Source organism: Thioalkalivibrio sp. ALE28, assembly GCF_000377425.1.
In the GTDB taxonomy this organism is placed as follows: Bacteria; Pseudomonadota; Gammaproteobacteria; order Ectothiorhodospirales; family Ectothiorhodospiraceae; genus Thioalkalivibrio.
The window spans coordinates 24,184-45,867 of sequence record NZ_KB898102.1 but is presented as its reverse complement, the minus strand read 5'-3'; the positions used below and the strand labels follow the sequence as shown (position 1 = coordinate 45,867).

Sequence of the window (21,684 nt, the reverse complement as noted above, 5' to 3'; positions counted from 1 at the left end):
TATGGCGATTACAGTGACCGAACCCGCGGCCGAACGCATCCACAACTTCCTCGAGAAGCGGGGCAAGGGTGTGGGCGTCCGGCTGGGCGTCAGGACGACCGGCTGCTCCGGCATGGCCTACGTGGTGGAGTTTGCCGACGATATCGAGGACACCGATACGGTGTTCGAGGATCGCGGCGTGAAGCTGGTCGTGAACCCGAAGTCCCTCGTGTACCTGGATGGCACCGAGCTGGACTTCGGCAAGGAAGGCCTGAACGAGGGGTTCAAGTTCAACAACCCGAACGAGAAGGCCCGGTGCGGCTGCGGTGAAAGCTTCAGCATCTGACTGAGCCTCGCACGCGGGGTGGTGCATGGCGGTTGCCCGGGGATACGTCCCCGGTGGCTGTCGTCCCACCCCTTTTCTTTTGCAAGCCCGTCGCAAGGGACGCAATGAACGACCCATTCGAGCAGTTTGACCTGCCGGTGGCCTTCGAGGTCGACCGGCAACAGCTGGACGAGCGCTTTCGTCGCCTGCAGGCGGAACTGCACCCGGACCGCTTCGTGCGCCAGGGTGACCAGGCGCGCCGCATGGCGGCGGCGGTGGCGGCCGACGTGAACGAGGCCTACGCGATCCTGGGTGACGACTACCGCCGGGCCGTGCACCTGCTGGAACGGACCGGGGTGGCCTTTGACCCCGAACGCGATACCAGTCAGGACATCGAGTTCATCGAGGCGCAGATCGAATGGCGTGAACGCCTGGAGGAAACCGCGGCGAGCGGGGATGCGGCCGGACTGGAAGCGGTCGCGACCGAGCTGGCGCAGGCTCGCGCCGAGGCACGGGCGAAGGTGGCGGATGCCCTGAAGGAGCCGGGGACCCCGGCGCCGGATGCCAAGGACCGGGTGCTGGAGCTGCGCTTCTTCGATCGCCTGCTGGAAGAAACGAAACGAACCCGACAGAACCTGGCGCGCGGCAAGTAGCACCCGCCGCGCCCGTGTGAAGGAGCCGAATACCCGATGGCGTTATTGCAGATCACCGAACCCGGAGCCGAGTCCGCGCCGCACCAGCGCCATCTCGCGGCCGGGATCGACCTCGGCACGACCCACTCGCTGGTCGCGACCGTGCGCAGCGGCGAGGCGGACACACTGCCCGACGAACAGGGTCGGCATATCCTGCCGTCGGTGGTGCACTATGCCGCGGATGCGGTGAGCGTGGGGCATGCGGCTGCCGAGCACGCCGCGGATGACCCGCACAACACCATCGCCTCGGTCAAAAGGCTCATCGGGCGCGGCGCGGCGGACGTCGCCACGCTGTCCGGCGAGCTGCCGTTCCGGCTGAAGACCGGCGAGTCCAGCGTGCCGCGCATCGAGACCGCCGCGGGCGACAAGACGGCGGTGGAGGTGTCCGCGGAGATCCTGCATACCCTGCGCCAGCGGGCCGAGGAGACCCTGGGCGACGAACTCGAAGGCGTGGTGATCACCGTGCCCGCGTACTTCGACGATGCCCAGCGCCAGGCCACGCGGGACGCCGCACAGCTGGCCGGCCTGAATGTCTTCCGCCTGATCAGCGAGCCGACCGCGGCGGCGGTCGCCTACGGACTGGACCAGGGCGAAGAGAACACCATTGCCGTCTATGACCTGGGCGGCGGTACGTTCGATATCTCTATCCTGCAGCTGCGCCGCGGGGTGTTCGAGGTGCTGGCGACCGGCGGTGATTCCGCCCTAGGCGGCGACGACATCGACCGCGCCATCGCCGACTGGCTGCTGAACCAGGCCGGCATGGCCGGAGAGACCGATCCGCAGCGCCTGCGCCGCGTGCTGCTGGCCGCCCGCCAGGCCAAGGAGGCCCTGACCGATGCCGCGCGTACCCCGGTCGAGGTCAGGCGCGCCGACGGCTCCACCTGGTCCGGCGAGCTGGATCGCGACACCCTGGTGGAGCTGGCGCGGCCGTTGCTGGAGCGCACCATGGCCGCCTGCCGGCAGGTGCTGGAGGATGCCGGGCTGGAGCCCGGCGCCATCGACGAGGTGGTGCTGGTGGGTGGTTCCACCCGCATGCCGGCGGTGCGCGAGGCGGTGGAGGGCTTCTTCGGCCGCACCCCGCACGCCGGCATCGACCCGGACCGCGTGGTCGCGATCGGGGCCGCGCAACAGGCGGACATCCTCGCCGGCAACAAGCCGGATACCGAACTGGTGCTGCTGGACGTGATCCCGCTGTCGCTGGGGCTGGAGACGATGGGCGGTCTGGTCGAGTTCATCGTCCCGCGCAACACCACCATCCCGGTCACGCGGGCGCAGGAGTTCACCACCTTCAAGGACGGCCAGACCGCGATGTCGCTGCACGTGGTGCAGGGCGAACGCGATGTGGTCGATGCCAACCGCTCGCTCGCCCGGTTCACATTGTCGGGCATCCCGCCGATGGTCGCGGGCGCTGCGCGCATTCGCGTGACCTTCCAGGTGGACGCCGACGGCCTGCTGAACGTAACGGCACGCGAGCAGACCCAGGGGGTCGAGGCGCATATCGAGGTCAAGCCGAGTTATGGCCTGACGGATACCGAGATCGAACAGATGTTGCGCGATTCCGCCTCCTCCGCGCGCGAGGACATGGAGGCGCGGCGCTTGCGCGAGGAACAGGTCGAGGCCGACCGCGTGCTCGAGGCGCTGGACGCCGCGCTGGAGACGGACGGTGACCGCTACCTCGAGGCCGCGGAACGCCAGACCATCGAGCAGGCGCGCGACGCCCTGCGCGCCGAACGCGAGAAGGGGGCCGACCCCGACGCCATCGAGGCGGCGCGCAAGCGCGTGGAGCAGGCCTCCGAGGCCTTTGTCGCGCGGCGCATGAATGACAGCATCCGGCGCGCGCTCGCCGGACACAACGTTAGCGAATACGACGCAGGGAACTGACACCATGCCCCAGGTAATCTTTCTGCCCCACGAGGAAATCTGCCCGGAGGGGGCCTCCATCGAGGCCGAGCCGGGCATCAGCATCTGCGATCTCGCCCTGAAAAACGGGATCGAGATCGAACACGCCTGCGAGAAGTCCTGTGCCTGCACGACCTGCCACGTCTACGTGCGCGAGGGGCTGGACAGTCTGGAGGAGGCCACCGAGGACGAAGAGGACATGCTCGACAAGGCCTGGGGCCTGGAGCCGGACTCGCGGCTGTCCTGTCAGGCGATCGTCGCGGACACGGACCTCGTGGTGGAACTGCCGAAGTACACCATCAATCAGGTCTCCGAGAACCACTGAGCGAGGGAAAGGCGATGAAGTGGACCGATACCCAGGAAATCGCGATGCAGCTGGCCGACGAACACCCGGACGTCGACCCGCGCAACATCAACTTCGTGGACCTGCGCCAGTGGGTGATGAACCTGCCGGACTTCGACGATGACCCCAACCGCTCCGGCGAGCGCATCCTCGAGGCGATCCAGGCCGCCTGGATGGACGAGGCCGACGTCGACGACTGACCGGGCGCTTTGGCGTTCAAGGGCGTTTATTCACCACGAAGCTCACGAAGGCACGAAGAAATTCAAGGGCGAAACCCTTTTCCACCACTGAGAACACAGAGGACACAGAGAAGGGAAGTGCGTTGAAGCACCATCCGCTTTCGGGTTTGGTTGACGCCCCAGCCCAGTACTTTGGTGTTTTTCATCCATTGGCTCCGTGTCCTCCGAGAACTCCGTGGTTCAACCGACCTTGACCTTCTTCGTGCCTTCGTGTGCTTCGTGGTGAAATCGGGGTTTGCGGCGGTGGATTGCCGTGGGCGTGGGAGGTCGCTAGACTACGCGCCGCACGTTGTGTCCGCGTCGTTTTGCGTTGGGAACCCGCCGTACGGCGGGTTCTCGCGTTTACAGACGGGCCCGGCGAATGACATCCATCCAAGTAGCAGGAGAGCCGCCCCATGGCCGTTGAACGCACCCTTTCCATCATCAAGCCCGACGCCGTTGCCAAGAACGCGATCGGCGACATCATCGGCCGCTTCGAGAAGGCCGGCCTGAAGGTCGTTGGCGCGCGCATGATGCACCTGAGCCGCGAACAGGCCGAAGGCTTCTACGACGTGCACAAGGAGCGCCCGTTCTTCAACGATCTGGTTGAGTTCATGATCTCCGGCCCGGTGCTGGTTCAGGTCCTCGAAGGCGAAGACGCCATCGCCAAGAACCGCGACATCATGGGCGCGACCAACCCGAAGGAAGCGGCCCCGGGCACCATCCGCGCCGATTTCGCCGTATCCATCGACGAGAACGCCGTGCACGGCTCCGATGCCCCGGAGACCGCCGAGCGCGAGATCGCCTTCTTCTTCGGTGACGACGGCGTCTGCCCGCGCACCCGCTAAGACGGTCCGCACCGCATGTGCTGCGGGGCCCGGTTGCACCGCGCGCCGGGCCCCGTAGGCAGGCATCCCTTCGGCACAGTACACTAGGGGACTTGAGCCAACCGGTCCCTGATATGGCAAGCGCATCCTCCACCCCCCTGAATCTGCTGGGCTACAGCCACCAACAGCTTGTCGAGCTGCTGGCGCAGTGGGGTGAACCGCGTTTTCGTGCCACCCAGCTCGTCAAGTGGATCCATCAGCGCGGGGTCACCGACTTCGAGCAGATGACCGACGTCTCGCGCAAGCTGCGCGAGCGCCTGGCGCGCGAGACCGAGATCCGCGTCCCCGAGATCGGGCTGGAAAAGGCCTCCGCCGACGGCACCGTCAAGTGGGTGCTGCGGCTCCCCGACGGCAATGCCATCGAGACCGTCTTCATCCCCGAGGGCGGGCGCGGCACGCTGTGCATCTCCTCCCAGGTCGGCTGCGCGCTCGACTGCACCTTCTGTTCCACCGCTCAGCAGGGTTTCAACCGCAACCTGACCAGCGCCGAGATCATCGGCCAGGTGTGGCTGGCCATGCAGCGCCTGCCGGCGCCGGAAGGGCGCAAGCGGGCGGTGAGCAACGTGGTGCTGATGGGGATGGGCGAGCCGCTGGCCAACTTCGACGCGGTCGTGCCGGCCTGCCAGCTCATGACCGACGACAACGCCTACGGCCTGAGCCGGCGGCGCGTGACCCTGTCCACTTCCGGTCTGGTGCCGGCGCTGGATCGTCTGAGCGAACACACGGATGTCGCGCTGGCCGTCAGTCTGCACGCGCCGAATGATGCGCTGCGCGACCGTCTAGTGCCGATCAACCGCAAGTACCCGATCGCCGAGCTGCTGGACAGCTGTCGCCGCTATGTGGAGGCGACCGATGCCCACAGCGGCGTGACCTTCGAATACGTGCTGCTGGCCGGGGTCAACGACCAGCCGGAACATGCCAACGAGCTCGCCGGACTGTTGCGCGGTATTCCCGGCAAGATCAACCTGATCCCGTTCAATCCGTTCCCGGGGGCCCCGTTCGACCGCCCGCGGGAGGCCGATGTGCTGGCCTTTGAACGACGGCTGCAAAAGGCCGGCTACGTCACCACCGTGCGGCGTACCCGCGGGGATGACATCGATGCCGCCTGCGGCCAGCTGGTGGGCCAGGTCGAGGACCGTACCAATCGCGGGATGCGCATGTTCCGCCTGCACGCCGAATTGCCACAGACGGATCGGAGGGCTTCATGACGGGACGCGCGGGTTGGCGCCTCGCCGCGGCGTTGACGCTGGCGCTGGTGCTGGGGGGCTGTGCCGCCACGGCCGACCGGCCGGTGTCCGGCGAGCGCGAGGAGGCCGCCGAGGTGCACGCCGAGCTCGGGATCGGGTATCTGCGCGAGGGCGAGTTCGAACAGGCCGAACGCAACCTGCGTCGGGCGCTGGACTATGACCCCGGCGATGCCCTGGCCAATATCGGCATGGCCGCGGTCCTCGAACGCAAGGGCCAGCTGGATCGCGCCGAGGAACATTACCGCCGGGCCCTGCGCCGTGACGAGGGCAACCCCTTCGCCCAGACCAACCTGGGGGCGTTGTTGTGCAGCCGCGAGGAATTCGACGAGGCGCAGGCCCTGTTCGCGCGCGCCATCGACAATCCGGATTATGACCGCCGCGACATCGCCTACATGAACTCCGGCGTCTGCCACGCCGATGCGGGCGATACCGAGCAGGCGGAGCGCCAGCTCCGTCAGGCGCTGGAGATCAATCCCGGCTATCCCCGCGCGCTGCTGGAGATGGCCCGGCTGACCTACCAGGACGGCCGGCCGATGCAGACCCGCGCGTTCCTGCAGCGGCTGGACAGCCAGGGCATCGAGAGCGCCGAGACCCTTCTGCTGTGCTACCAGGCCGAAACCGCGCTGGGGAACAGCCGCGCGGCCAATGCCTGTGCCGAGCGCCTGAGCCGTCAGCATCCGGACAGCGACGAGATGACCGAGTTGCGGCGTCTGGAGCGTGAAGGATGAGCGATCCGCGCGACAAGGAACCGGACCTGGGGCGGGTCGACGAGGTCGACGATTCGACCACCAACGTCGCCCCCCTGCGTACCGAGGGGAGCGACCCGGACCCCGAGCCGTCGTTCTCGGCCGCGCACGGCCTGACCACGCGCGACCGTCCCGCCGAGGCCGAGGCAGAGACGCCCGGGGGCGAGAACGAGCCCGGTGCGAGTCTGCGCCGTGCCCGCGAGGCCGCAGGCCTCGATACCGCGACCCTGGCCAGTCGGATCCACCTCGGGCGCGGCACACTGGAAGATCTCGAGGCCAATCGCTTTCATCACATGCCGCCGGCCTACGTACGCGGGTACCTGCGCTCCTGTGCCCGCGAACTGGGGGTGGACGTGGGACCCTGGATCCAGTCATTCGAACAGCACGGGCTGGTGGATCCCGAGCTGCAGGCGGTCGCGACCCCCTCGGCGCGGGCACGCCGGCGCCGCCGCAGCCGCGGGATCTACTGGCTGGCACTGTTGCTGCTTGTGGCCCTGCTGGGGCTCGGGGTCTATGCCTGGAACGAGCGCACGGGCGCGCTCGGCCTGCCGTCCATCAACCTTGGGGATGCCCGGGAGGCTGTACAGGGCCTTGCGGATCCGGCGCTGACGGACGAGGAACCGGCCGGGGTGCCGGATGGTGAAGCCGCGCCCCCGGAAGCGCTCCCGACCGAGGGCGGGACGGAGGACAGCCCGGCGGCCGAGGCAGCCGAAGCCGAGCCCACCGGGCCCATCGAGGCGGGCGAGGGTACCCCCGACGCGGGCACCGAGGAAGGCGGGGCCCTCGCGATCACGGCCGAGTCCCTGACCGAGCGCGTGGCCGTGCCGGAGGAGCCGGTCACGCCCGAGGTCGCGTCGCTGCCGGAGGCCGAAGCGCCGGCCGAGGCATCGCCGGCTCCGGCGGCGGACGCCGCCGGGGGCGCCGAGCTGGTGCTGGAGTTTTCCGAAACCTCCTGGGTGGAGATCCGCGACGCCGCTGACGAGGTCGTCCTGACCGGCGTGCTCAGTTCGGGGGATCGCGAGACGCTGCGCCTGGAACTGCCGGGCCGTGTGATCCTCGGCAACGCCGGTGGTGTCTCGCTGACACTGGATGGCACGCCAGTGGATCTCGAGCCGCATATCCGGAGCGACCGCACCGCGCGCTTCGACCTGGAAGGCTGACGCGGGATCTGCCCCCGCGGCCATCACGTACAAGAAAAGACATCATGAAAGCGATCAAGTCGATCCGCGGGATGCACGACATCCTGCCCGAGTCCATTCACGTCTGGCAGCACCTGGAAGACACGCTGCGCGAGGTCCTGGAGGGCTACGGCTACCATGAAATCCGCATGCCGATCGTCGAGGCGACCGAGCTGTTCAAGCGTTCCATCGGGGATGTCACGGACATCGTCGAGAAGGAGATGTACACCTTCGATGACCGCAACGGCGACAGCCTGAGCCTGCGTCCCGAGGGCACGGCCAGTTGCGTGCGCGCCGGGATCCAGCACGGGCTGCTGCACAATCAGGTGCAGCGGCTGTGGTACCTGGGGCCGATGTTCCGCCACGAGCGGCCGCAGAAGGGGCGCTACCGCCAGTTCCACCAGGTCGGGGTCGAGGTCTTCGGTCTGCCGGGGCCGGATGTGGACGCCGAGATGCTGGCGATGACCGCGCGCCTGTGGCGCATGCTGGGGCTGGCCAACGTGCGCCTGGAGCTGAACACCCTGGGGACGCCGGAAAGCCGCCGCCGGTACCGCGACCATCTGATCGCCTATTTCGAACAGCACCGGGAGGCCCTGGACGAGGAGGCGCAGCGTCGGCTCTACGACAACCCGATGCGCATCCTCGACAGCAAGCACCCGGAAACCCGTGCGATCGTCGTCAACGCCCCCAGCCTGATGGACGACCTCGACGAGGCCTCCCGCGCCCATTTCGATGCCCTGTGCGCGCACCTCGATGCGCTGGGCATCCCCTACGAGCACAATCCGCGACTGGTGCGCGGGCTCGATTACTATACGCACACCGTGTTCGAGTGGATCACCGACGATCTCGGTGCCCAGGGCACGGTCTGCGCCGGGGGCCGGTACGATGGCCTGGTCGAGCAGCTGGGGGGGCGCGGGACCCCGGCCATCGGCATGGCCATGGGCCTGGAACGCCTGGTGGCGTTGCTGGAGGCCCGCGAGGAGGCCCCCGCCGCGCCCGGACCCGATGCCTACCTGATCGTCGGGGGCGACGAACTGGTGGGGCCGGCGCTGCAACTGGCCGAGGCGCTGCGTGGCGAGCTGCCCGGCTTGCGCCTGGTCCAGCACTGTGGCGGCGGCAGCTTCAAGTCGCAGATGAAGCGGGCCGATCGCCTCGGCGCCCACTACGCCTTGGTCCTCGGGAGTGACGAGCACGCCGCGGGCACCGTGACGGTGAAGCCGTTAAGATCGCAGGGAGGCGAGCAGGTAGCCGTGGAGCGTACCGCACTGGCCGATCATCTCCGTACAGCGCTGGCGCAGCGGTCGTAACCGCGCCAGCGCGGATCCAGCAAGAACAAGGAACAGCATGAGCGATCTCACCGACGAAGAAAAAGCCGAACGCATCAAACAGTGGTGGGCGGACAACGGCCTTGCGATCGTGGCCGGCCTGGTCCTCGGGGTCGCCGGCCTGTTCGGCTGGAACTGGTGGAGCGACCGCGAGGAAACCCGTGCCCAGGCGGCCTCGGAGATGTATCAGGCCCTGCAGGTGGCCGGCCAGACCGGGCAGACCGACCGCGCCCAGGAACTGGCCGATGCGATCATCGAGCAGGGCCGGGGCACGCCATACCGCGCGCTGGCCTGGGTCTACCGCACGGATGTCGCCATCGCCCAGGACGATCACGACACGGCGATCAGCGCCCTGCAGGCCGCGCGCGACGCGGCCCCCGATCGGGGCTACCGCGAGGTGCTGACCCTGCGTCTCGCGCGCCAGATGATCCTGGCCGAGCGTCTGGACGACGCCGAGACCACCCTCGCGGATGTGCGCAGTGAGGCCTTCAACGGCCTGAAGCGCGAGCTGCAGGGCGATCTCGCCCGTGCTCGCGGCGATCGCGAGGGCGCCCGGGAACATTACGAGGCGGCCCTGGACGCGGGCCACAGCCCCGAATACCTGCGCCTGAAATACGAAGAGCTTTCCGTTTGAATGAGGGGGGCGGAGTCTGTCGGACTTGGAACTGATCGGCTGTGCGCGTGGGAGAACGGCCCCTTTGTCCGGTCTCGCTCGTTTCATAGTGGCCACTATGCGCCCGAGAGGCCGAAAAAATGGATTCGCTCTCCCGCCACGCTCGCGACGATCGCCCGAATCCGACAGACTCCTGGGCCGCCCGTCGTTCGCGCGCACCCGCGACACGAACGCGAGTGCGTACATAAACCCTTGTTTCCCTAGAGGATCTGTCGCCCGATGTCAGTGCCTTACCTTGCAAGTCCGGCCATGCGTCTGCTGATTGCCGGCGCCCTGATCCTGTCCCTCAGCGCCTGCGGGCTGTGGCAGCGTGATACCACCGAGCCCCCGGCCGAACTGCCGGAGTTCGAGGCGGAAGGACAGCCGGAACGGCTGTGGTCGCGCTCGGTGGGCAGCGGCGGCGAGCGTTTCCTGTGGCAGGTCTACCCGGGGATCACCGACGACCTTGTGGTGATGACCGACGCCGGCGGACGTGTCTCCGGGCTGAATCCGGAGAGTGGCAGCCAGCGCTGGCAGGTGCGCCTGGACGATGCCCGAGTCTCGGCCGGTGTCGGGGTTGGCGCAGACCTCGCGGTGGTTGGGACCCTGGACGGCTACGCGATCGGCGTGGACCTGGAAGGGGGCGGGGAACGCTGGCGCGCCGCGCTGTCCAGCGAGGTGCTGGCCGTCTCGGACGTCGCTGGCGGGCTGGTGGTCGTGCGCACCAATGACGGCCGTCTGCATGCGCTGGACGCCGCCTCGGGCGCGACCCAGTGGACCGCGCTGCGGACCACGCCCTCGCTGAGCCTGCGCGGCGCCCAGCGCCCGCAGATCACCTCCGGACGCGTGCTGGCCGGGTTCGACAACGGGCGCCTGCTGATGCTGGGGCTTAATCGCGGCAATGTCCTGTGGGAGACCACGCTGGGCATCCCCAGTGGTCGCACCGAGGTCGAGCGCATGGTAGACGTGGACGGCCATATCCCGCTGTATCGCGGTGCGGCCATTGCCGCGAGCTATCAGGGCCGGCTGGCCGCGCTGGATCTGAATTCCGGCGAGCTCTTCTGGACCCGCGATTTCTCGTCCTACCAGGGCGCGGATGTGGACACCGACTCCGACGTGCTGGTGGTGACCGATGCCGAGAGCCACGTGTGGGGCCTGCAGCCGCGCAGTGGCGGCGACCTGTGGCAGATGGACGGGCTGCGCCTGCGCGGGGTAACGGCGCCGGTCGTGGTGGGACCGCATGCGATCGTCGGCGATTACGAGGGCTACCTGCACTGGATCGATCTCGAGGATGGGCGCATCGTCGCGCGGCTGCGCGCGAGCTCGGGTTCCGTGGTGACCCGCCCGACGCTGGTCAACGGGACGCTGTACGTGGTGACCGACAACGGGCAACTGACCGCGGTGAACCCCGCGATTCGGGGCGCCGAGTGAGCCCGCTTAGGCCAGCCGGCTCTGGGTACCGCGGGGGTCGGGAACGCCGATGATCCCGGTGATCGCGCTGGTCGGGCGCCCCAACGTCGGCAAGTCCACCCTGTTCAATCAGCTCACGCGCTCGCGTGATGCCCTGGTGGCCGATGTCGCGGGGCTCACGCGGGATCGCCAGTACGGCATTGGCAAGGTGGGCGACTTCCCCTACCTGGTGGTGGACACCGGCGGCCTGTCGGGCGAGGGCGCGGAAATGGACCGCGCGATGGCCGAGCAGACTCGGCGCGCGGTGGCCGAGGCCGATCACGTGCTGTTCCTGGTGGACGCCCGCGATGGCCTGACGCCGCAGGACCAGGCCATCGCCGACCAGCTGCGGGCGGCCGGTGTGAAGGCCCGGGTGGTGGTGAACAAGACCGACGGTCTGGACGCCGACTCGGTCAGTGCCGAATTCTACGCGCTGGGCCTGGGCGCGATCACGGCCATCGCGGCCGCCCACGGGCGGGGCGTCCAGGGCCTGATGCAGGGCGTTCGCAAGGACGTGGCGGCGGCGCGCCGCGCGGCGCTGGAGGCCGGCGGCGATGAGGCCAGTGAAGCGGCGTCCAGCGACGGGCTCGACGAGGCCTCGCAGCAGGCGGCCCTGGACGACTGGCCGGGCATCCGCGTGGCGATTGTCGGGCGGCCCAATGTCGGCAAGTCGACCCTGGTCAATCGCATCCTTGGTGACGAGCGCGTGGTCGCCACCGATGTCGCGGGGACCACCCGCGACAGCATCTTCGTACCCTTCGAGCGTGACGGCACCGACTACACCCTGATCGATACCGCCGGTGTGCGGCGCCGGGCGCGGGTGCATGAAGTGATCGAGAAATTCAGCGTGATCAAGACGCTGCAGGCGATCGAGGCCGCGCATGTGGTGATCCTGGTGGTCGATGCCCAGTCCGGGCTGTCGGACCAGGATTCGCACCTGCTGGGCATGGTGATCGAGGCCGGGCGCGCGCTGGTGCTGGCGGTCAACAAGTGGGATGGCATGGAGGACCATGCGCGCGAGCGCATCCGGGACGAGCTGGACCGCCGCCTGGGGTTTGTCGACTTCGCCCGCATGCGCCTGATTTCCGCACTGCACGGCACCAATGTCGGGCACCTGCTGGACGATGTGCGCGAGGCGCATGCCAGCGCCTTTCGCAAGGTCTCCACGCCGGAACTTACGCGCCTGCTCGAGGCCGCGGTGGCGGAGCATGCGCCGCCCATGGTCAGCGGCCGCCGGATCAAGCTGCGCTACGCCCATCAGGGCGGGCAGAATCCGCCGGTGATCGTGGTCCACGGCAACCAGACCGATTCCCTGCCGGGCAGCTACAAGCGCTACCTGGAAAACTTCTTCCGCAAGCACCTCAAGCTGGTCGGGACGCCCCTGCGCCTGGAGTTCCGGTCCGGTCGCAATCCGTATGCCGGCCGGCGCAACAAGCTGACTCCGCGGCAGCAGCAAAAGCGCAAGCGCCTGATGCGGCACGTGCGCCGCTGAGTCCAGGATGACCTCGGCGCCTCTCGCCAGCCCGGCCCATGACCCGGACCTGTCGGCATTCGCCAGGGTGGTCGAGCCGTTCCGCGTGATGGACATCCTCGCCCGGGCCCAGGAGGCCGAGCGCAACGGGCGCGATATCATCCATCTGGAGGTCGGGGAGCCGGATTTCCCGACGCCGCCTCCGATGATTGCCGCCGGTCGTGCGGCGCTGGCCGCCGGGGATACGCGCTACACCCCCGCCCACGGGACCCGCGCGCTGCGCGAGGCACTGGCCGCCGACTACCGTCGGCGCCACGGTGCCGATGTGGATCCCGAGCGGATCGTGATCACGGCGGGCGCATCGGCGGCGATCCTGCTGGCCCTGGCGGCCGGGGTGAATCCGGGCGAGGAGGTCCTGCTTCCGGACCCGGGCTACGCCTGCAACCGGCAGTTCGTCGCCGCGCGTGGCGCGCTGCCCGTGGGCCTGCCAGTGCACGCCGAGGATGCCTTCCAGCCGACGCCCGAGGCCATCGCCGGGGCATGGGGCGGGAATACCCGGGCGGTGCTGCTGGGCTCCCCGGCGAACCCGACCGGGACCTGCCTGTCGCGCGAACGCCTGACCGCGATCGTCGAGGTCGTGCGCGAACGCGGCGGGCTGGTGATCATGGACGAGATCTACGCCCAGATCGTCTTTGACCACGCCGAGCCCAGTGCCGCGGCCGGTTTCCCGGACGTGGTGGTGATCAACTCCTTCTCCAAGTACTTCGCGATGACCGGCTGGCGCCTGGGCTGGATGGTGGTGCCGGAGACCTGGGTGGACCCGGTGCGTCGCCTGGCGCAGAACCTGTTCGTGGCCCCGGCCACGATGGCCCAGACGGCGGCGCTGGAGGCCTTCACCCCGGCGACCGAGGCCCTGCTGCAGACGCAGGTGCGCGAGCTGGAACAGCGGCGCGACGTGCTCCTGGACGCGCTTCCGGGGCTCGGGCTCGAGGTCCAGGCGCGGCCGGAGGGGGCCTTCTACATCTATGCCGACTGTACGGCTCACGGACCGGACTCCGAGGCGCTTTGCGCGCGCATTCTCGACCAGGCCGGCGTGGCCCTGACGCCGGGTACGGATTTCAGTCCGACCCGGGGGCGAGATTACCTGCGGATCGCCTATACCCAGTCCGAGAGCCGACTGCGCGAGGCCGTGGAGAGATTGCAGACCCTGCTGGGTTAGTGACTCCAGATTTCCTAAAGGCGGGGCAGGTGGCTGCCGAAGGACGAGAGCTGCCAGAACAGCAGCAGGAGTGCGACGGGGGCCACGAAACGCAGGGTCCAGCGCCAGGTGGCCAGGACAAGCGTCCGGTGCGGCAGCTCCTGCGCCGCGATGTGCGCCGGGACCACCCAGCCTGCGAACACCGCGATCATCAGCCCGGAAAGGGGCAGCAGGATATTGATCGAGGTGTGTTCCAGCAGGTGGTAAAGCGTTGGCAGTTCGCGCCCAAGTAGCGTGATATCGATTTGCGCCCATTCCGCCCCGCTGAAGGAAAAAATGGTGATCAGGCTGCACGCCCCGATGCTCAGCGTGGCCGTAAGGGACGCCCACCAGTGCCCAAGCCCGAAACGTTCGTGGAGCAGGTGCACGAAGACCTGAACGCCGGTGATCATCGTGCCGAAGGCGGCAAGGCCCAGCATGACGAAGAACAGCACGGTCAGGAGCGCGCCGGCCGGGATCGCGCTGAGCGCCAGGGGCAGGGCTTCGAACATCAGAGCGGGGCCGGCCGTGGGATCGAGATCGAAGGCGAATACAACGGGAAAGATCGCGAGCCCCGCGGTCAGGGCAATCAGGGTGTCCGCGATTGCGATGCCGGCGGCGGTGCCGCCGATCGAGATCTCCTGTGGCAGGTAGGCCCCGAACATCATCAGCACGCCGGCCGCGAGGGTCATGGTAAAGAAGGCATGACCGACGGCGATCAGCAGGCTGCGCGGCTCCAGTGCCGCGAAATCGGGCCAAAACATGAAGGCGGCCGCGCTGCGGACGTCGCCGATCCACAGGCCGCTGGCCATTGCCAGCAACAACAGCGCGAACAGAAGGGGCATCAGGACGCTGACGCTGCGTTCCAGGCCGCCGCGCAGCCCCAGGCCGAGGATCAGAAAGGTGGCACCGATCCCGAAGGCCGTCCACGACAGCATTCCGCTGGCCGAGGTGGTGGTGGCCACGAAGACCGCCCGTACCTGTTCGCCATCGGCCTGGGAAAAGGCCCCGGCCGCCGCCTGCGGGATGTAGGAAAACACCCACCCCGCCACCACCACATAAAAGCCCATGATCACGAATGACGCTAGGATCCCGATCCAGCCCACCATCTGCCAGCCATTGTGCGCCCGGCTCTCGCGGGCTACGGCCAGCGCCGCATAGCCCGGTGACCGGCGCCCGCGCCGGCCGATCATGACCTCGGCCATCATGACCGGGATACCGATTACGGCAATCGCCGCGAGGTAGACCAGCAGGAACGCACCCCCGCCGTTCTCGCCCAGGATATAGGGGAACTTCCAGATGTTGCCCAGCCCGACGGCCGAGGCAGTGGCGGCCAGCACGAAGGCATAGCCGTGCCGCCAGCGGATGCGGGTGGCGGTGATATCCATGCCGCGTGGGCCCGGTCAGGTGATGACGTCGGGTTTCTCGCGGCGGGTCAGGCCGGGGATGTCGCCGAGCCGGGAGGCGGCCTCGATCAGCGGACGCAGCAGTTCCTGCGGGTCGGCATCGAGGTGTTCCGGATGGGTCTCGTGCTGCTCGATGTACAGGCGCAGCGTGGCGCCCTCGGTGCCGGTGCCGGACAGCCGGAAGACGATGCGGGCACCGCTCTCGAACAGCACGCGCAGGCCCTGGTGCTCGGTCAGGCTGTTGTCCACCGGGTCGCGGTAGGCGAAGTCGTCCGCGCGCGCCACGCGCATGCCGGCCAGGGATTGCCCCGGCAGCACCGAGAGCTGTTCGCGGATGCGCGCCATCACCTGTTCGGCGCGGTCGCTCTCCACGGCCTCGTAGTCGTGCCGGGTGTAGTAATGGCGTCCGTACTGGCGCCAGTGATCGCGCACGATCTCCTCCACCGACAGGCGCCGGGCCGCCAGCAGGTTGAGCCAGAACAGCACGGCCCACAGGCCGTCCTTTTCGCGCACGTGGTCGGAACTGGTGCCGAAACTTTCCTCGCCGCACAGCCGGATGCGTCCGTCGTCCAGCAGGTTGCCGAAGAATTTCCAGCCGGTCGGGGTCTCGAAGCAGGGGAGGTCCAGCTTTTTGGCGACCACGTCTACGGCCTGACTGGTAGGCATGCTGCGCGCCACGCCCTTCAGGCCGTCGGCAAATGCCGGGATGTGGTGGGCGTTGGCCGCCATGATCGCGAGGCTGTCCGAGGGCGTGACGAAGAAATGCCGGCCGAGGATCATATTGCGGTCGCCGTCACCGTCCGAGGCGGCGCCAAAATCCGGGGCATCGCGGCCGTACAGGGCCTCGCGCAGCTCCCGCGCGTGCGACAGGTTCGGGTCCGGGTGGCGGCCACCAAAGTCGGCCAGCGGCTCGGCGCGCAGGATGGTCTCGGCCGGGGCCCCCAGGCGGTTGACCAGGATCTCCTCGGCATACGGGCCGGTCACGGCATGCATGGCATCGAAGCGCATGCGGAAGTGATCGGAGCGCAGGAGTTCGCCGATGCGCTCGAAGTCGAACAGGGTGGCCATGTAATCGGCATAGGTCCCGACCGGATCGACCACCTCGACGGCCATGTCGCCCAGCTGTCCGGTGTGCAGGTGATCGATGTCCACGTGCTCGGTGCCATTGGCGATGCGGTAGTGCTGGATGCGGGTGCTCTGCTCGAAGATGGCGTCGGTCACCGAGGGCGGAGCGGGGCCGCCGTTGGCGGTGTTGAGCTTGACCCCGAAATCGCCCTCCGGGCCTCCCGGGTTGTGCGAGGCAGACAGGATCAGGGCGCCCGTCGCCCCGCGCGAGCGGATGAGGTGCGATGCGGCCGGGGTCGACAGGAGGCCGGCGTGCCCCACGGCGACCTTCTTCACACCGTTGGCCAGGGCCATGCGCAGGATCAGCTGGATCGCCTCGCGGTTGTGGAAGCGCCCGTCGCCACCCAGGAGCAGTTCGCCGTCCTTCAGGTCGGGACAGGCGTCGAAGATGCTCTGGATGTAGTTCTCGAGGTAGTGCGGCTGGCGGAACTGGCGGACGCGCTTCCGCAGGCCGGAGGTGCCGGGCTTCTGGTCGGAAAAGGGCCGGGTGGTGACGACGCTTATGTCCATGGGGTCGCGGATCCTTGTTGGTCGATTCGAAGGTACCAAAAACCCCGGGGGGTGTCCCGCCTGGCACTACTGGCGCTCGCGGCGAAGCCGCCCTGGCCTGTTAGACTGCGCGACATGTTGCTGGAGCGTCAGACCCCGTCCCACCTGGAACCCAGGCCCGAGAGCTTCGCGGCACTGATGGAGATGTACGAGGAGAACTACCTCGCGCTGCGCCGTCTGTGTCCCGAACTCGAGCGGCAGCCGGTGCGTTCGGTCTCGCGGGTGGCGGGCGCGCTGGATCTGTACCTGGAGGTGCTGGAGCGCACCCGCTATACCACCACGCTGCACCTCACCTACCGGTTCGATCATCAGGGTGAACGCCGCGAGCAGCCAGACATGCGCGTGCGCCTGTTCCATGACGCGCGCCAGGCCGAGGTGCTGGAGCTGCACTGCCGGACCATCGGGGACGGTGCCGTCCCGGAGATGCTGAGCGGCCACCCGGGCCTGGTCTGTCGCTGGCGGCACAACCGGTTCCTGTACAAGTGGCTGCGCTACTGCCTGCGCCAGGGGCACCGCTTCCTGGCGGATACCGAGTCGCAGGTGGCCGCGGTCGAGTAGGTCGAGAAGGCGGTCGTGGTCGCGGCCTACTGACAGGCTACGGGCCGGGGCGCGATCGCGTCGTTCTCCAGCAGGCGGTGCAGCGGGGCGGGCTGACCGAACAGGAAGCCCTGCATCATCGGACACTCCAGCTTGCGCAGGTAATCGCGGTGGGCGTCGGTCTCCACCCCCTCGGCCACGATATTCATGTTCAGGCCGCGCGCCATGGAGATGATCGCGTTGACGATGCAGGCCTCGTCCTCGCGGCAGATGGTCTGCGTGAAGCTGCGATCGATCTTGAGGGTATGGATCGGCAGCTTCTGAAGGTAGCTGAGGGACGAGTAGCCGGTGCCGAAGTCGTCCACCGCGATCTGCACGCCGGCGGCCCCCAGCCGGTTCAGTTTGTGCACCGTGTCCGGGGTGTCGCTCATCAGCAGGTTCTCGGTGATCTCCACCTCCAGCAGATCGGGCGGGAAGCCGGCCTCGCCCAGGATGCCCAGGAAGTCCTCGACGAAATCGTCGCGCTCCACCAGTACGGGGGAGAGGTTCACGGCCAAATGTAGTTCCGGATAGCCCGCCTGCATGTGCTGCTGCACCTCGCGAATGGCGGTGCGCAGGGTCAGGCGGTCGAGATCCACGATCAGGCGGGTGTCCTCGGCGACCGGGATGAACTCGGCCGGGCCCAGCAGCCCCAGTTGCGGGTGGTCCCAGCGAATCAGCGCCTCGACGCCGACCATCTGGCCGGTTTCCGTGTCGACCTGAGGCTGATAGAGGATATGGAACTCGTCGCGCTCCAGGGCGCGGCGCATGTCCTGTTCCAGCTGCAGCCGGCGCGGGGGATGGCCGCCCATGTCCGGGCTGTACACGCGCACCCCGGTCTTGCCGGTGCTCTTTTCACGGTACATCGCGATGTCCGCGTTCTTGATCAGGGCCTCGAGGTTGTCGCCGGCATCCGGGTAGATCGCGATGCCGATGCTGGCGCCGACGAACAGTTCGTGGTCGCCGATCTGGAACGGGGCCTGCAGGCTCTCCAGGATCTTCTCGGCGACCTGGATCGCGGCCTCGCTGCTGGCCAGGCCCGGGATCAGCAGGGTGAACTCGTCGCCGCCGAAGCGCGACAGCGTGTCCCCCTTGCGGATGCAGCCCTGCAGGCGCTGCGCCACGCCCTGCAGCAGGCGGTCGCCGACCGTGTGCCCGAGCGAGTCGTTGATCACCTTGAAGCGGTTCAGGTCGATAAACAGCACGGCCAGCTGCGTGCCGGAGCGATGGGCGTGGGAAATGGCCACATCCACGCGGTCGCGAAACAGGGCGCGGTTGGGCAGGCGAGTGAGCAGGTCGTGGTAGGCCTGGAAGTTGATGAAGGCCTCGGATTCCTTGCGCTCGGTGATGTCGCGGGCGGTGCCGTAGGTCAGCGCCTCATGCCGGCCATCGGCGTTTTCGTCCCCGGCCCCGTTGGGCCACACCGCGACCTCGAAGAAGTGCCGGGTGTGGGACGGGCGCGCCGGTTTCAGGGCGAGTTCGACGGAGCGGATATGGGCCTGGCGGCGGGTGGCCTGTTCGAAGAAATACGCGGCCTTGTCGCGGTCCTCGGGTTCGACCAGGTCCAGGATGGAGGACTCGAGCAGGTCCTGACGGGCATAGCCCAGCAGTTCGTGGACGCGCGAGTTCACGAAACGGAAGCGGTGTTCCGCATCCAGCACGAACACGATGTCGGGCGAGTTGTTCACGATCATGCGGTGCAGGCGCTCGGATTTCTCCAGACGCGCGCGCATGGCGCGGTTGGCGTCTTCCAGCGCCTTGTGCTGCAGCGCGTTGCGTACGGTCGCCAGAAGTTCGGCCGGTTCGTAGGGTTTTTTCAGATAGTCGTGCGCGCCCTCGCGCAGGGCCCCGGCGACGTCCTCCACGGTGCTGTTGCCACTCACCACCACGGTCAGGGTTTCCAGGCCGGCGGCCTGCATGAAGCGCAGAACATCGAGACCGTCGAGTTCCGGCATGGCGAGATCGAGCAGCAGCAGGTCATAGTGCTTTTCGCGCAGGGCCTCGATGGCGGCGCCGCCACCCGGGGCGGTGCGTACGGGATAGCCTTCCAGACTCAGCAGGCCCCGCAGGCTTTCGAGCAGGCCGGGATCGTCATCGGCGATCAGGATGCGGACGGACTGCGGGTCGATCGGCGTGTCGCGGTCGGTCATCAAGGCCTCAGGGCGTCATGATTGCGTCATCCCTGATGCGTCCGCTGTCCCCTGTGTGACCAGGGGCAGGGTGATTTCAAAGCGCGTCCCGGCGCTTGTGCTGGTGAAGGTGAAGCCCGCACCGATCTCCTCGGTCAGGCGCTTGACGATGCTGAGCCCGAGGCCGGCATGGCCCGGCCCCTTGCTGGACGCCACCGGCGCGAATGCGGCGGCCTGGACCGCCGGTGGCAGGCCGGGTCCCTTGTCGGTGACCGACAAGGGCACTACGCGGCGGCCGTTGACCGTGGTCGGGGCGCGGGTGGCGATACTGATCTCGCCACCGTTCTCCTGCGCCTCTGCGGCGTTCTTCAGCAGGTTGGTCAGGATCTGGCGCAGGTGATCCGCCGACACGGACAGCGGCGGGTCCGACGGGCTGAGGTCCAGATGGAGCTGGATGCCCCGGGTCCGGCACAGGGATCCGTCGACGATGTCCGCGACCTGGCGCACCAGTGCGTTCAGCGAGCCCGGTCCGGTCTCTCCGCCCGCGGCGGCTTCCGGATCGCGCAGGCGCAGCAGGATGCGCCCAACCCGGTCGATCTCGTCCTTGATGAGGCCCAGCTCGTGGCGGGCCTCGTGCTCCGCGCCCAGCTTGTGGTGTAGCACGCCCAGGTAGTTCTGGATGATGCTGAGCGGGTTGCCGGCCTCGTGCACGGTCTCGCGGATGCGCTGTTCGGTCGTGTCCGTGTCTCGGGCCTCGGGGCGGGGCTGCGTCAGGGCGCGTGCGATCTCGCGGGTCAGGGAGCGGATGAAATCGCTGCGGGGTTCCAGGCCCTCCGCCTGGCCGTGCGTCAGCCCGAGGATCAGCACGCCGGCGGGCTGCTGACCCTCGGCCAGCAGCGGAAAGCTCCACAGGCGTTCCGCCTCGCACAGGCGGAACAGCTGCTGGTCGATCACCGGGAGGCCGGCGGCGTTTTCCTCCTCGTGACGCAGGATTTCGCGGTCCAGCAGGGTGTCGGTGACCAGGCTGCGCCCGGGCAGCAGCGGCAGGGTGAAATCGGGTGTCTCGTCATCCTCCACCCAGGCGGAGACCGACTGCTGGTCTTCGTCGACCAGGAACAGCAGGCTCTGGCTCACGCCCAGGGTCAGAAACAGGGTGCGCCGTGCGGCCAGGCAGCGGTCCTGCAACCGGGTCGCGCGGGCCATCTCTGCGTTGATCCGTTCCAGTTCGGTGAGGTCCCGGACCCGTGAGCCGAGGGCGCGTTCGGCCGCCCGGTCGGCCGATTCCGCCGCGTCTGCTGCCTCGGGACCCGGCACGGGGGCGTCAAGATCAATCTCCAGCGAGCCGGCGATGCGTCGGACATCTTCGGCCACCCGTTCGCGCAGCGCCCGTGCCAGACCCTCGTTCAGGCCGAACAGCGTGTCGGCGGCGGCCAGCGCCGTTTCGTTGCAGGTGGCCTCGGTGCTGGCCGCGAGGGTGGCCGGAAGGCAGGCCATGGCATGTGCCAGGTTCACCAGCTTCACCAGGTGGTGGGCATCACGCACGCGTTCGGCCGGCTCCAGGTGGTAGCGCACGGCATCGGCCACGAAACGGCCGAGGCCCCAGGTCTCCAGGCAGTCGCCGCCCAGCTCGCCGTAGTGGCACCCGAAGCTGTTGCGTTCCAGGGCCACCAGGTGCGGGTCATCCTCCGCCGCCTGCAGCAGGGGCCAGTAGTGGCCCTCGTCTCCGGCAAGCCGGATCAGGCGGCCGATGTCGATCAGCAACCCGGCCAGGTAGGCCTCTTCCGGGCGGGGGTAGCGGGTCAGGGTCGCGAGGACCTGGGCGAGGCTGGCGGTGGTCAGGGCGCGGCGCCAGATTACGCGGAGGTAGCCGCGATGCCGGGGTGCGAACTCGCCGAACAGCTGCTGGATCGCCGCGGTGAGGGCCAGGCTGCGCACCGTGTCCAGGCCCAGGCTGAACAGGGCGCGGTCGATGGTGCGGCAGGGCGAGCCTCGGTAGTAGAAGGGGGAGTTGGCGGCCTGCAGCAGGCGGCCGGACATCCCGGCATCCTGCAGGATGGCGCGGGCGAGGGACTGGAAATCGGCTTCATCTGCCTGGGTGGCATCAAGAACGGGGATCAGCGCCTGGGGCAGGCTGGGTAATGCGTCCGTTGCCGTGTTGACCCTCGCCATGCTGTTCCCCGGAGACGCTGTAGCCGACCCGCCGTCTCAGTTGCCCGAACCGCGAACCCGGTGTTGGCACCGTGTGGCGCCT

Annotated in this window: 19 protein-coding genes; 15 read left to right on the top strand and 4 right to left on the bottom strand. The window is 68.3% G+C overall.

Translation table 11 applies throughout. From position 1 onward, the window contains the following. Nucleotide 1 precedes the first annotated feature (1 nt). The 14 genes from iscA to D105_RS0110350 all read left to right on the top strand — a co-directional run bounded on the left by iscA (nucleotide 2) and on the right by D105_RS0110350 (nucleotide 13,630). Nucleotides 2–325, top strand: coding sequence for an iron-sulfur cluster assembly protein IscA (gene iscA, locus D105_RS0110415; RefSeq protein ID WP_018875726.1), 324 nt, complete (start codon nucleotides 2–4; stop codon nucleotides 323–325). A gap of 104 nt (nucleotides 326–429) precedes the next feature. Next, on the top strand, nucleotides 430–957 hold the full coding sequence (hscB, locus tag D105_RS0110410; RefSeq protein ID WP_018878363.1) for a Fe-S protein assembly co-chaperone HscB: 528 nt from the start codon (nucleotides 430–432) through the stop codon (nucleotides 955–957). Nucleotides 958–993: 36 nt separating this feature from the next. Further along, nucleotides 994–2,877 (top strand): Fe-S protein assembly chaperone HscA, encoded by a 1,884-nt coding sequence (hscA, locus tag D105_RS0110405; protein ID WP_026280466.1) that lies wholly within the window; start codon nucleotides 994–996, stop codon nucleotides 2,875–2,877. A gap of 4 nt (nucleotides 2,878–2,881) precedes the next feature. Further along, entirely contained in the window at nucleotides 2,882–3,220 is a 339-nt protein-coding gene (fdx, locus tag D105_RS0110400; RefSeq protein ID WP_018866823.1) for an ISC system 2Fe-2S type ferredoxin, read from the top strand. Nucleotides 3,221–3,234: 14 nt separating this feature from the next. Further along, nucleotides 3,235–3,438, top strand: coding sequence for a Fe-S cluster assembly protein IscX (iscX, locus tag D105_RS0110395; protein ID WP_018866822.1), 204 nt, complete (start codon nucleotides 3,235–3,237; stop codon nucleotides 3,436–3,438). Nucleotides 3,439–3,872: 434 nt separating this feature from the next. Further along, entirely contained in the window at nucleotides 3,873–4,304 is a 432-nt protein-coding gene (gene ndk / locus D105_RS0110390; protein ID WP_017942415.1) for a nucleoside-diphosphate kinase, read from the top strand. Nucleotides 4,305–4,417: 113 nt separating this feature from the next. After that, nucleotides 4,418–5,551, top strand: a complete 1,134-nt coding sequence (locus tag D105_RS0110385; RefSeq protein ID WP_018866821.1) for a bifunctional tRNA (adenosine(37)-C2)-methyltransferase TrmG/ribosomal RNA large subunit methyltransferase RlmN — start codon at nucleotides 4,418–4,420, stop codon at nucleotides 5,549–5,551. Further along, complete coding sequence (gene pilW, locus D105_RS0110380) at nucleotides 5,548–6,318, top strand: type IV pilus biogenesis/stability protein PilW (protein WP_018866820.1); 771 nt, start codon at nucleotides 5,548–5,550, stop codon at nucleotides 6,316–6,318. Before D105_RS0110385 ends, pilW begins: the two co-directional genes overlap by 4 nt. Continuing rightward, on the top strand, nucleotides 6,315–7,496 hold the full coding sequence (locus D105_RS0110375) for a helix-turn-helix domain-containing protein (protein WP_018878361.1): 1,182 nt from the start codon (nucleotides 6,315–6,317) through the stop codon (nucleotides 7,494–7,496). The genes pilW and D105_RS0110375 overlap by 4 nt, the downstream gene beginning before the upstream one ends. 44 nt (nucleotides 7,497–7,540) lie before the next feature. Further along, nucleotides 7,541–8,821: a histidine--tRNA ligase gene (gene hisS, locus D105_RS0110370; protein ID WP_018878360.1), complete on the top strand. Its 1,281-nt coding sequence runs from the start codon at nucleotides 7,541–7,543 to the stop codon at nucleotides 8,819–8,821. Between the two features lie 37 nt (nucleotides 8,822–8,858). Next, the gene (locus tag D105_RS0110365) at nucleotides 8,859–9,473 is read left to right on the top strand and encodes a tetratricopeptide repeat protein (RefSeq protein WP_018878359.1); all 615 of its coding nucleotides are present in this window, start codon (nucleotides 8,859–8,861) and stop codon (nucleotides 9,471–9,473) included. Nucleotides 9,474–9,761: 288 nt separating this feature from the next. Beyond that, nucleotides 9,762–10,922 carry an outer membrane protein assembly factor BamB gene (gene bamB, locus D105_RS0110360; protein WP_018878358.1) on the top strand — a complete coding sequence of 387 codons (1,161 nt, stop codon included), beginning with the start codon at nucleotides 9,762–9,764 and terminating at the stop codon, nucleotides 10,920–10,922. A gap of 49 nt (nucleotides 10,923–10,971) precedes the next feature. Next, nucleotides 10,972–12,432, top strand: coding sequence for a ribosome biogenesis GTPase Der (gene der / locus D105_RS0110355; protein ID WP_018878357.1), 1,461 nt, complete (start codon nucleotides 10,972–10,974; stop codon nucleotides 12,430–12,432). Nucleotides 12,433–12,439: 7 nt separating this feature from the next. Then, on the top strand, nucleotides 12,440–13,630 hold the full coding sequence (locus D105_RS0110350; protein ID WP_018878356.1) for an aminotransferase class I/II-fold pyridoxal phosphate-dependent enzyme: 1,191 nt from the start codon (nucleotides 12,440–12,442) through the stop codon (nucleotides 13,628–13,630). A 14-nt stretch (nucleotides 13,631–13,644) separates the two neighbouring features. Here D105_RS0110350 and D105_RS0110345 read toward each other — a convergent pair whose 3' ends face one another. Both D105_RS0110345 and D105_RS0110340 read right to left on the bottom strand, forming a co-directional pair. Further along, on the bottom strand, nucleotides 13,645–15,036 hold the full coding sequence (locus D105_RS0110345) for a sodium-dependent transporter (RefSeq protein ID WP_018878355.1): 1,392 nt from the start codon (nucleotides 15,034–15,036) through the stop codon (nucleotides 13,645–13,647). Between the two features lie 15 nt (nucleotides 15,037–15,051). Further along, nucleotides 15,052–16,689: an alpha-D-glucose phosphate-specific phosphoglucomutase gene (locus D105_RS0110340; protein ID WP_018878354.1), complete on the bottom strand. Its 1,638-nt coding sequence runs from the start codon at nucleotides 16,687–16,689 to the stop codon at nucleotides 15,052–15,054. 114 nt (nucleotides 16,690–16,803) lie between these two features. Here D105_RS0110340 and D105_RS0110335 point away from each other — a divergent pair, with 114 nt between their 5' ends. Continuing rightward, the gene (locus D105_RS0110335) at nucleotides 16,804–17,286 is read left to right on the top strand and encodes a DUF1249 domain-containing protein (protein WP_018866811.1); all 483 of its coding nucleotides are present in this window, start codon (nucleotides 16,804–16,806) and stop codon (nucleotides 17,284–17,286) included. Nucleotides 17,287–17,312: 26 nt separating this feature from the next. Here the strand turns inward: D105_RS0110335 and D105_RS0110330 are convergent, their stop codons facing one another. Continuing rightward, a complete protein-coding gene (locus tag D105_RS0110330) occupies nucleotides 17,313–19,454 on the bottom strand; it encodes an EAL domain-containing protein (RefSeq protein ID WP_018878353.1) in 2,142 nt (713 codons plus the stop codon). Between the two features lie 15 nt (nucleotides 19,455–19,469). Further along, on the bottom strand, nucleotides 19,470–21,602 hold the full coding sequence (locus D105_RS0110325; protein WP_026280465.1) for an HDOD domain-containing protein: 2,133 nt from the start codon (nucleotides 21,600–21,602) through the stop codon (nucleotides 19,470–19,472). Between the last annotated feature and the right edge of the window lie 82 nt (nucleotides 21,603–21,684).

Excerpts from the sequence above, each read along its gene's own strand:
- iscA (WP_018875726.1), top strand. The coding sequence starts at position 2 with ATGGCGATTACAGTGACCGAACCCGCGGCCGAACGCATCCACAACTTC.
- hscB (WP_018878363.1), top strand. The coding sequence starts at position 430 with ATGAACGACCCATTCGAGCAGTTTGACCTGCCGGTGGCCTTCGAGGTC.
- hscA (WP_026280466.1), top strand. The coding sequence starts at position 994 with ATGGCGTTATTGCAGATCACCGAACCCGGAGCCGAGTCCGCGCCGCAC.
- fdx (WP_018866823.1), top strand. The coding sequence starts at position 2,882 with ATGCCCCAGGTAATCTTTCTGCCCCACGAGGAAATCTGCCCGGAGGGG.
- iscX (WP_018866822.1), top strand. The coding sequence starts at position 3,235 with ATGAAGTGGACCGATACCCAGGAAATCGCGATGCAGCTGGCCGACGAA.
- ndk (WP_017942415.1), top strand. The coding sequence starts at position 3,873 with ATGGCCGTTGAACGCACCCTTTCCATCATCAAGCCCGACGCCGTTGCC.
- D105_RS0110385 (WP_018866821.1), top strand. The coding sequence starts at position 4,418 with ATGGCAAGCGCATCCTCCACCCCCCTGAATCTGCTGGGCTACAGCCAC.
- pilW (WP_018866820.1), top strand. The coding sequence starts at position 5,548 with ATGACGGGACGCGCGGGTTGGCGCCTCGCCGCGGCGTTGACGCTGGCG.
- D105_RS0110375 (WP_018878361.1), top strand. The coding sequence starts at position 6,315 with ATGAGCGATCCGCGCGACAAGGAACCGGACCTGGGGCGGGTCGACGAG.
- hisS (WP_018878360.1), top strand. The coding sequence starts at position 7,541 with ATGAAAGCGATCAAGTCGATCCGCGGGATGCACGACATCCTGCCCGAG.
- D105_RS0110365 (WP_018878359.1), top strand. The coding sequence starts at position 8,859 with ATGAGCGATCTCACCGACGAAGAAAAAGCCGAACGCATCAAACAGTGG.
- bamB (WP_018878358.1), top strand. The coding sequence starts at position 9,762 with ATGCGTCTGCTGATTGCCGGCGCCCTGATCCTGTCCCTCAGCGCCTGC.
- der (WP_018878357.1), top strand. The coding sequence starts at position 10,972 with ATGATCCCGGTGATCGCGCTGGTCGGGCGCCCCAACGTCGGCAAGTCC.
- D105_RS0110350 (WP_018878356.1), top strand. The coding sequence starts at position 12,440 with ATGACCTCGGCGCCTCTCGCCAGCCCGGCCCATGACCCGGACCTGTCG.
- D105_RS0110345 (WP_018878355.1), bottom strand. The coding sequence starts at position 15,036 with ATGGATATCACCGCCACCCGCATCCGCTGGCGGCACGGCTATGCCTTC.
- D105_RS0110340 (WP_018878354.1), bottom strand. The coding sequence starts at position 16,689 with ATGGACATAAGCGTCGTCACCACCCGGCCCTTTTCCGACCAGAAGCCC.
- D105_RS0110335 (WP_018866811.1), top strand. The coding sequence starts at position 16,804 with ATGTTGCTGGAGCGTCAGACCCCGTCCCACCTGGAACCCAGGCCCGAG.
- D105_RS0110330 (WP_018878353.1), bottom strand. The coding sequence starts at position 19,454 with ATGACCGACCGCGACACGCCGATCGACCCGCAGTCCGTCCGCATCCTG.
- D105_RS0110325 (WP_026280465.1), bottom strand. The coding sequence starts at position 21,602 with ATGGCGAGGGTCAACACGGCAACGGACGCATTACCCAGCCTGCCCCAG.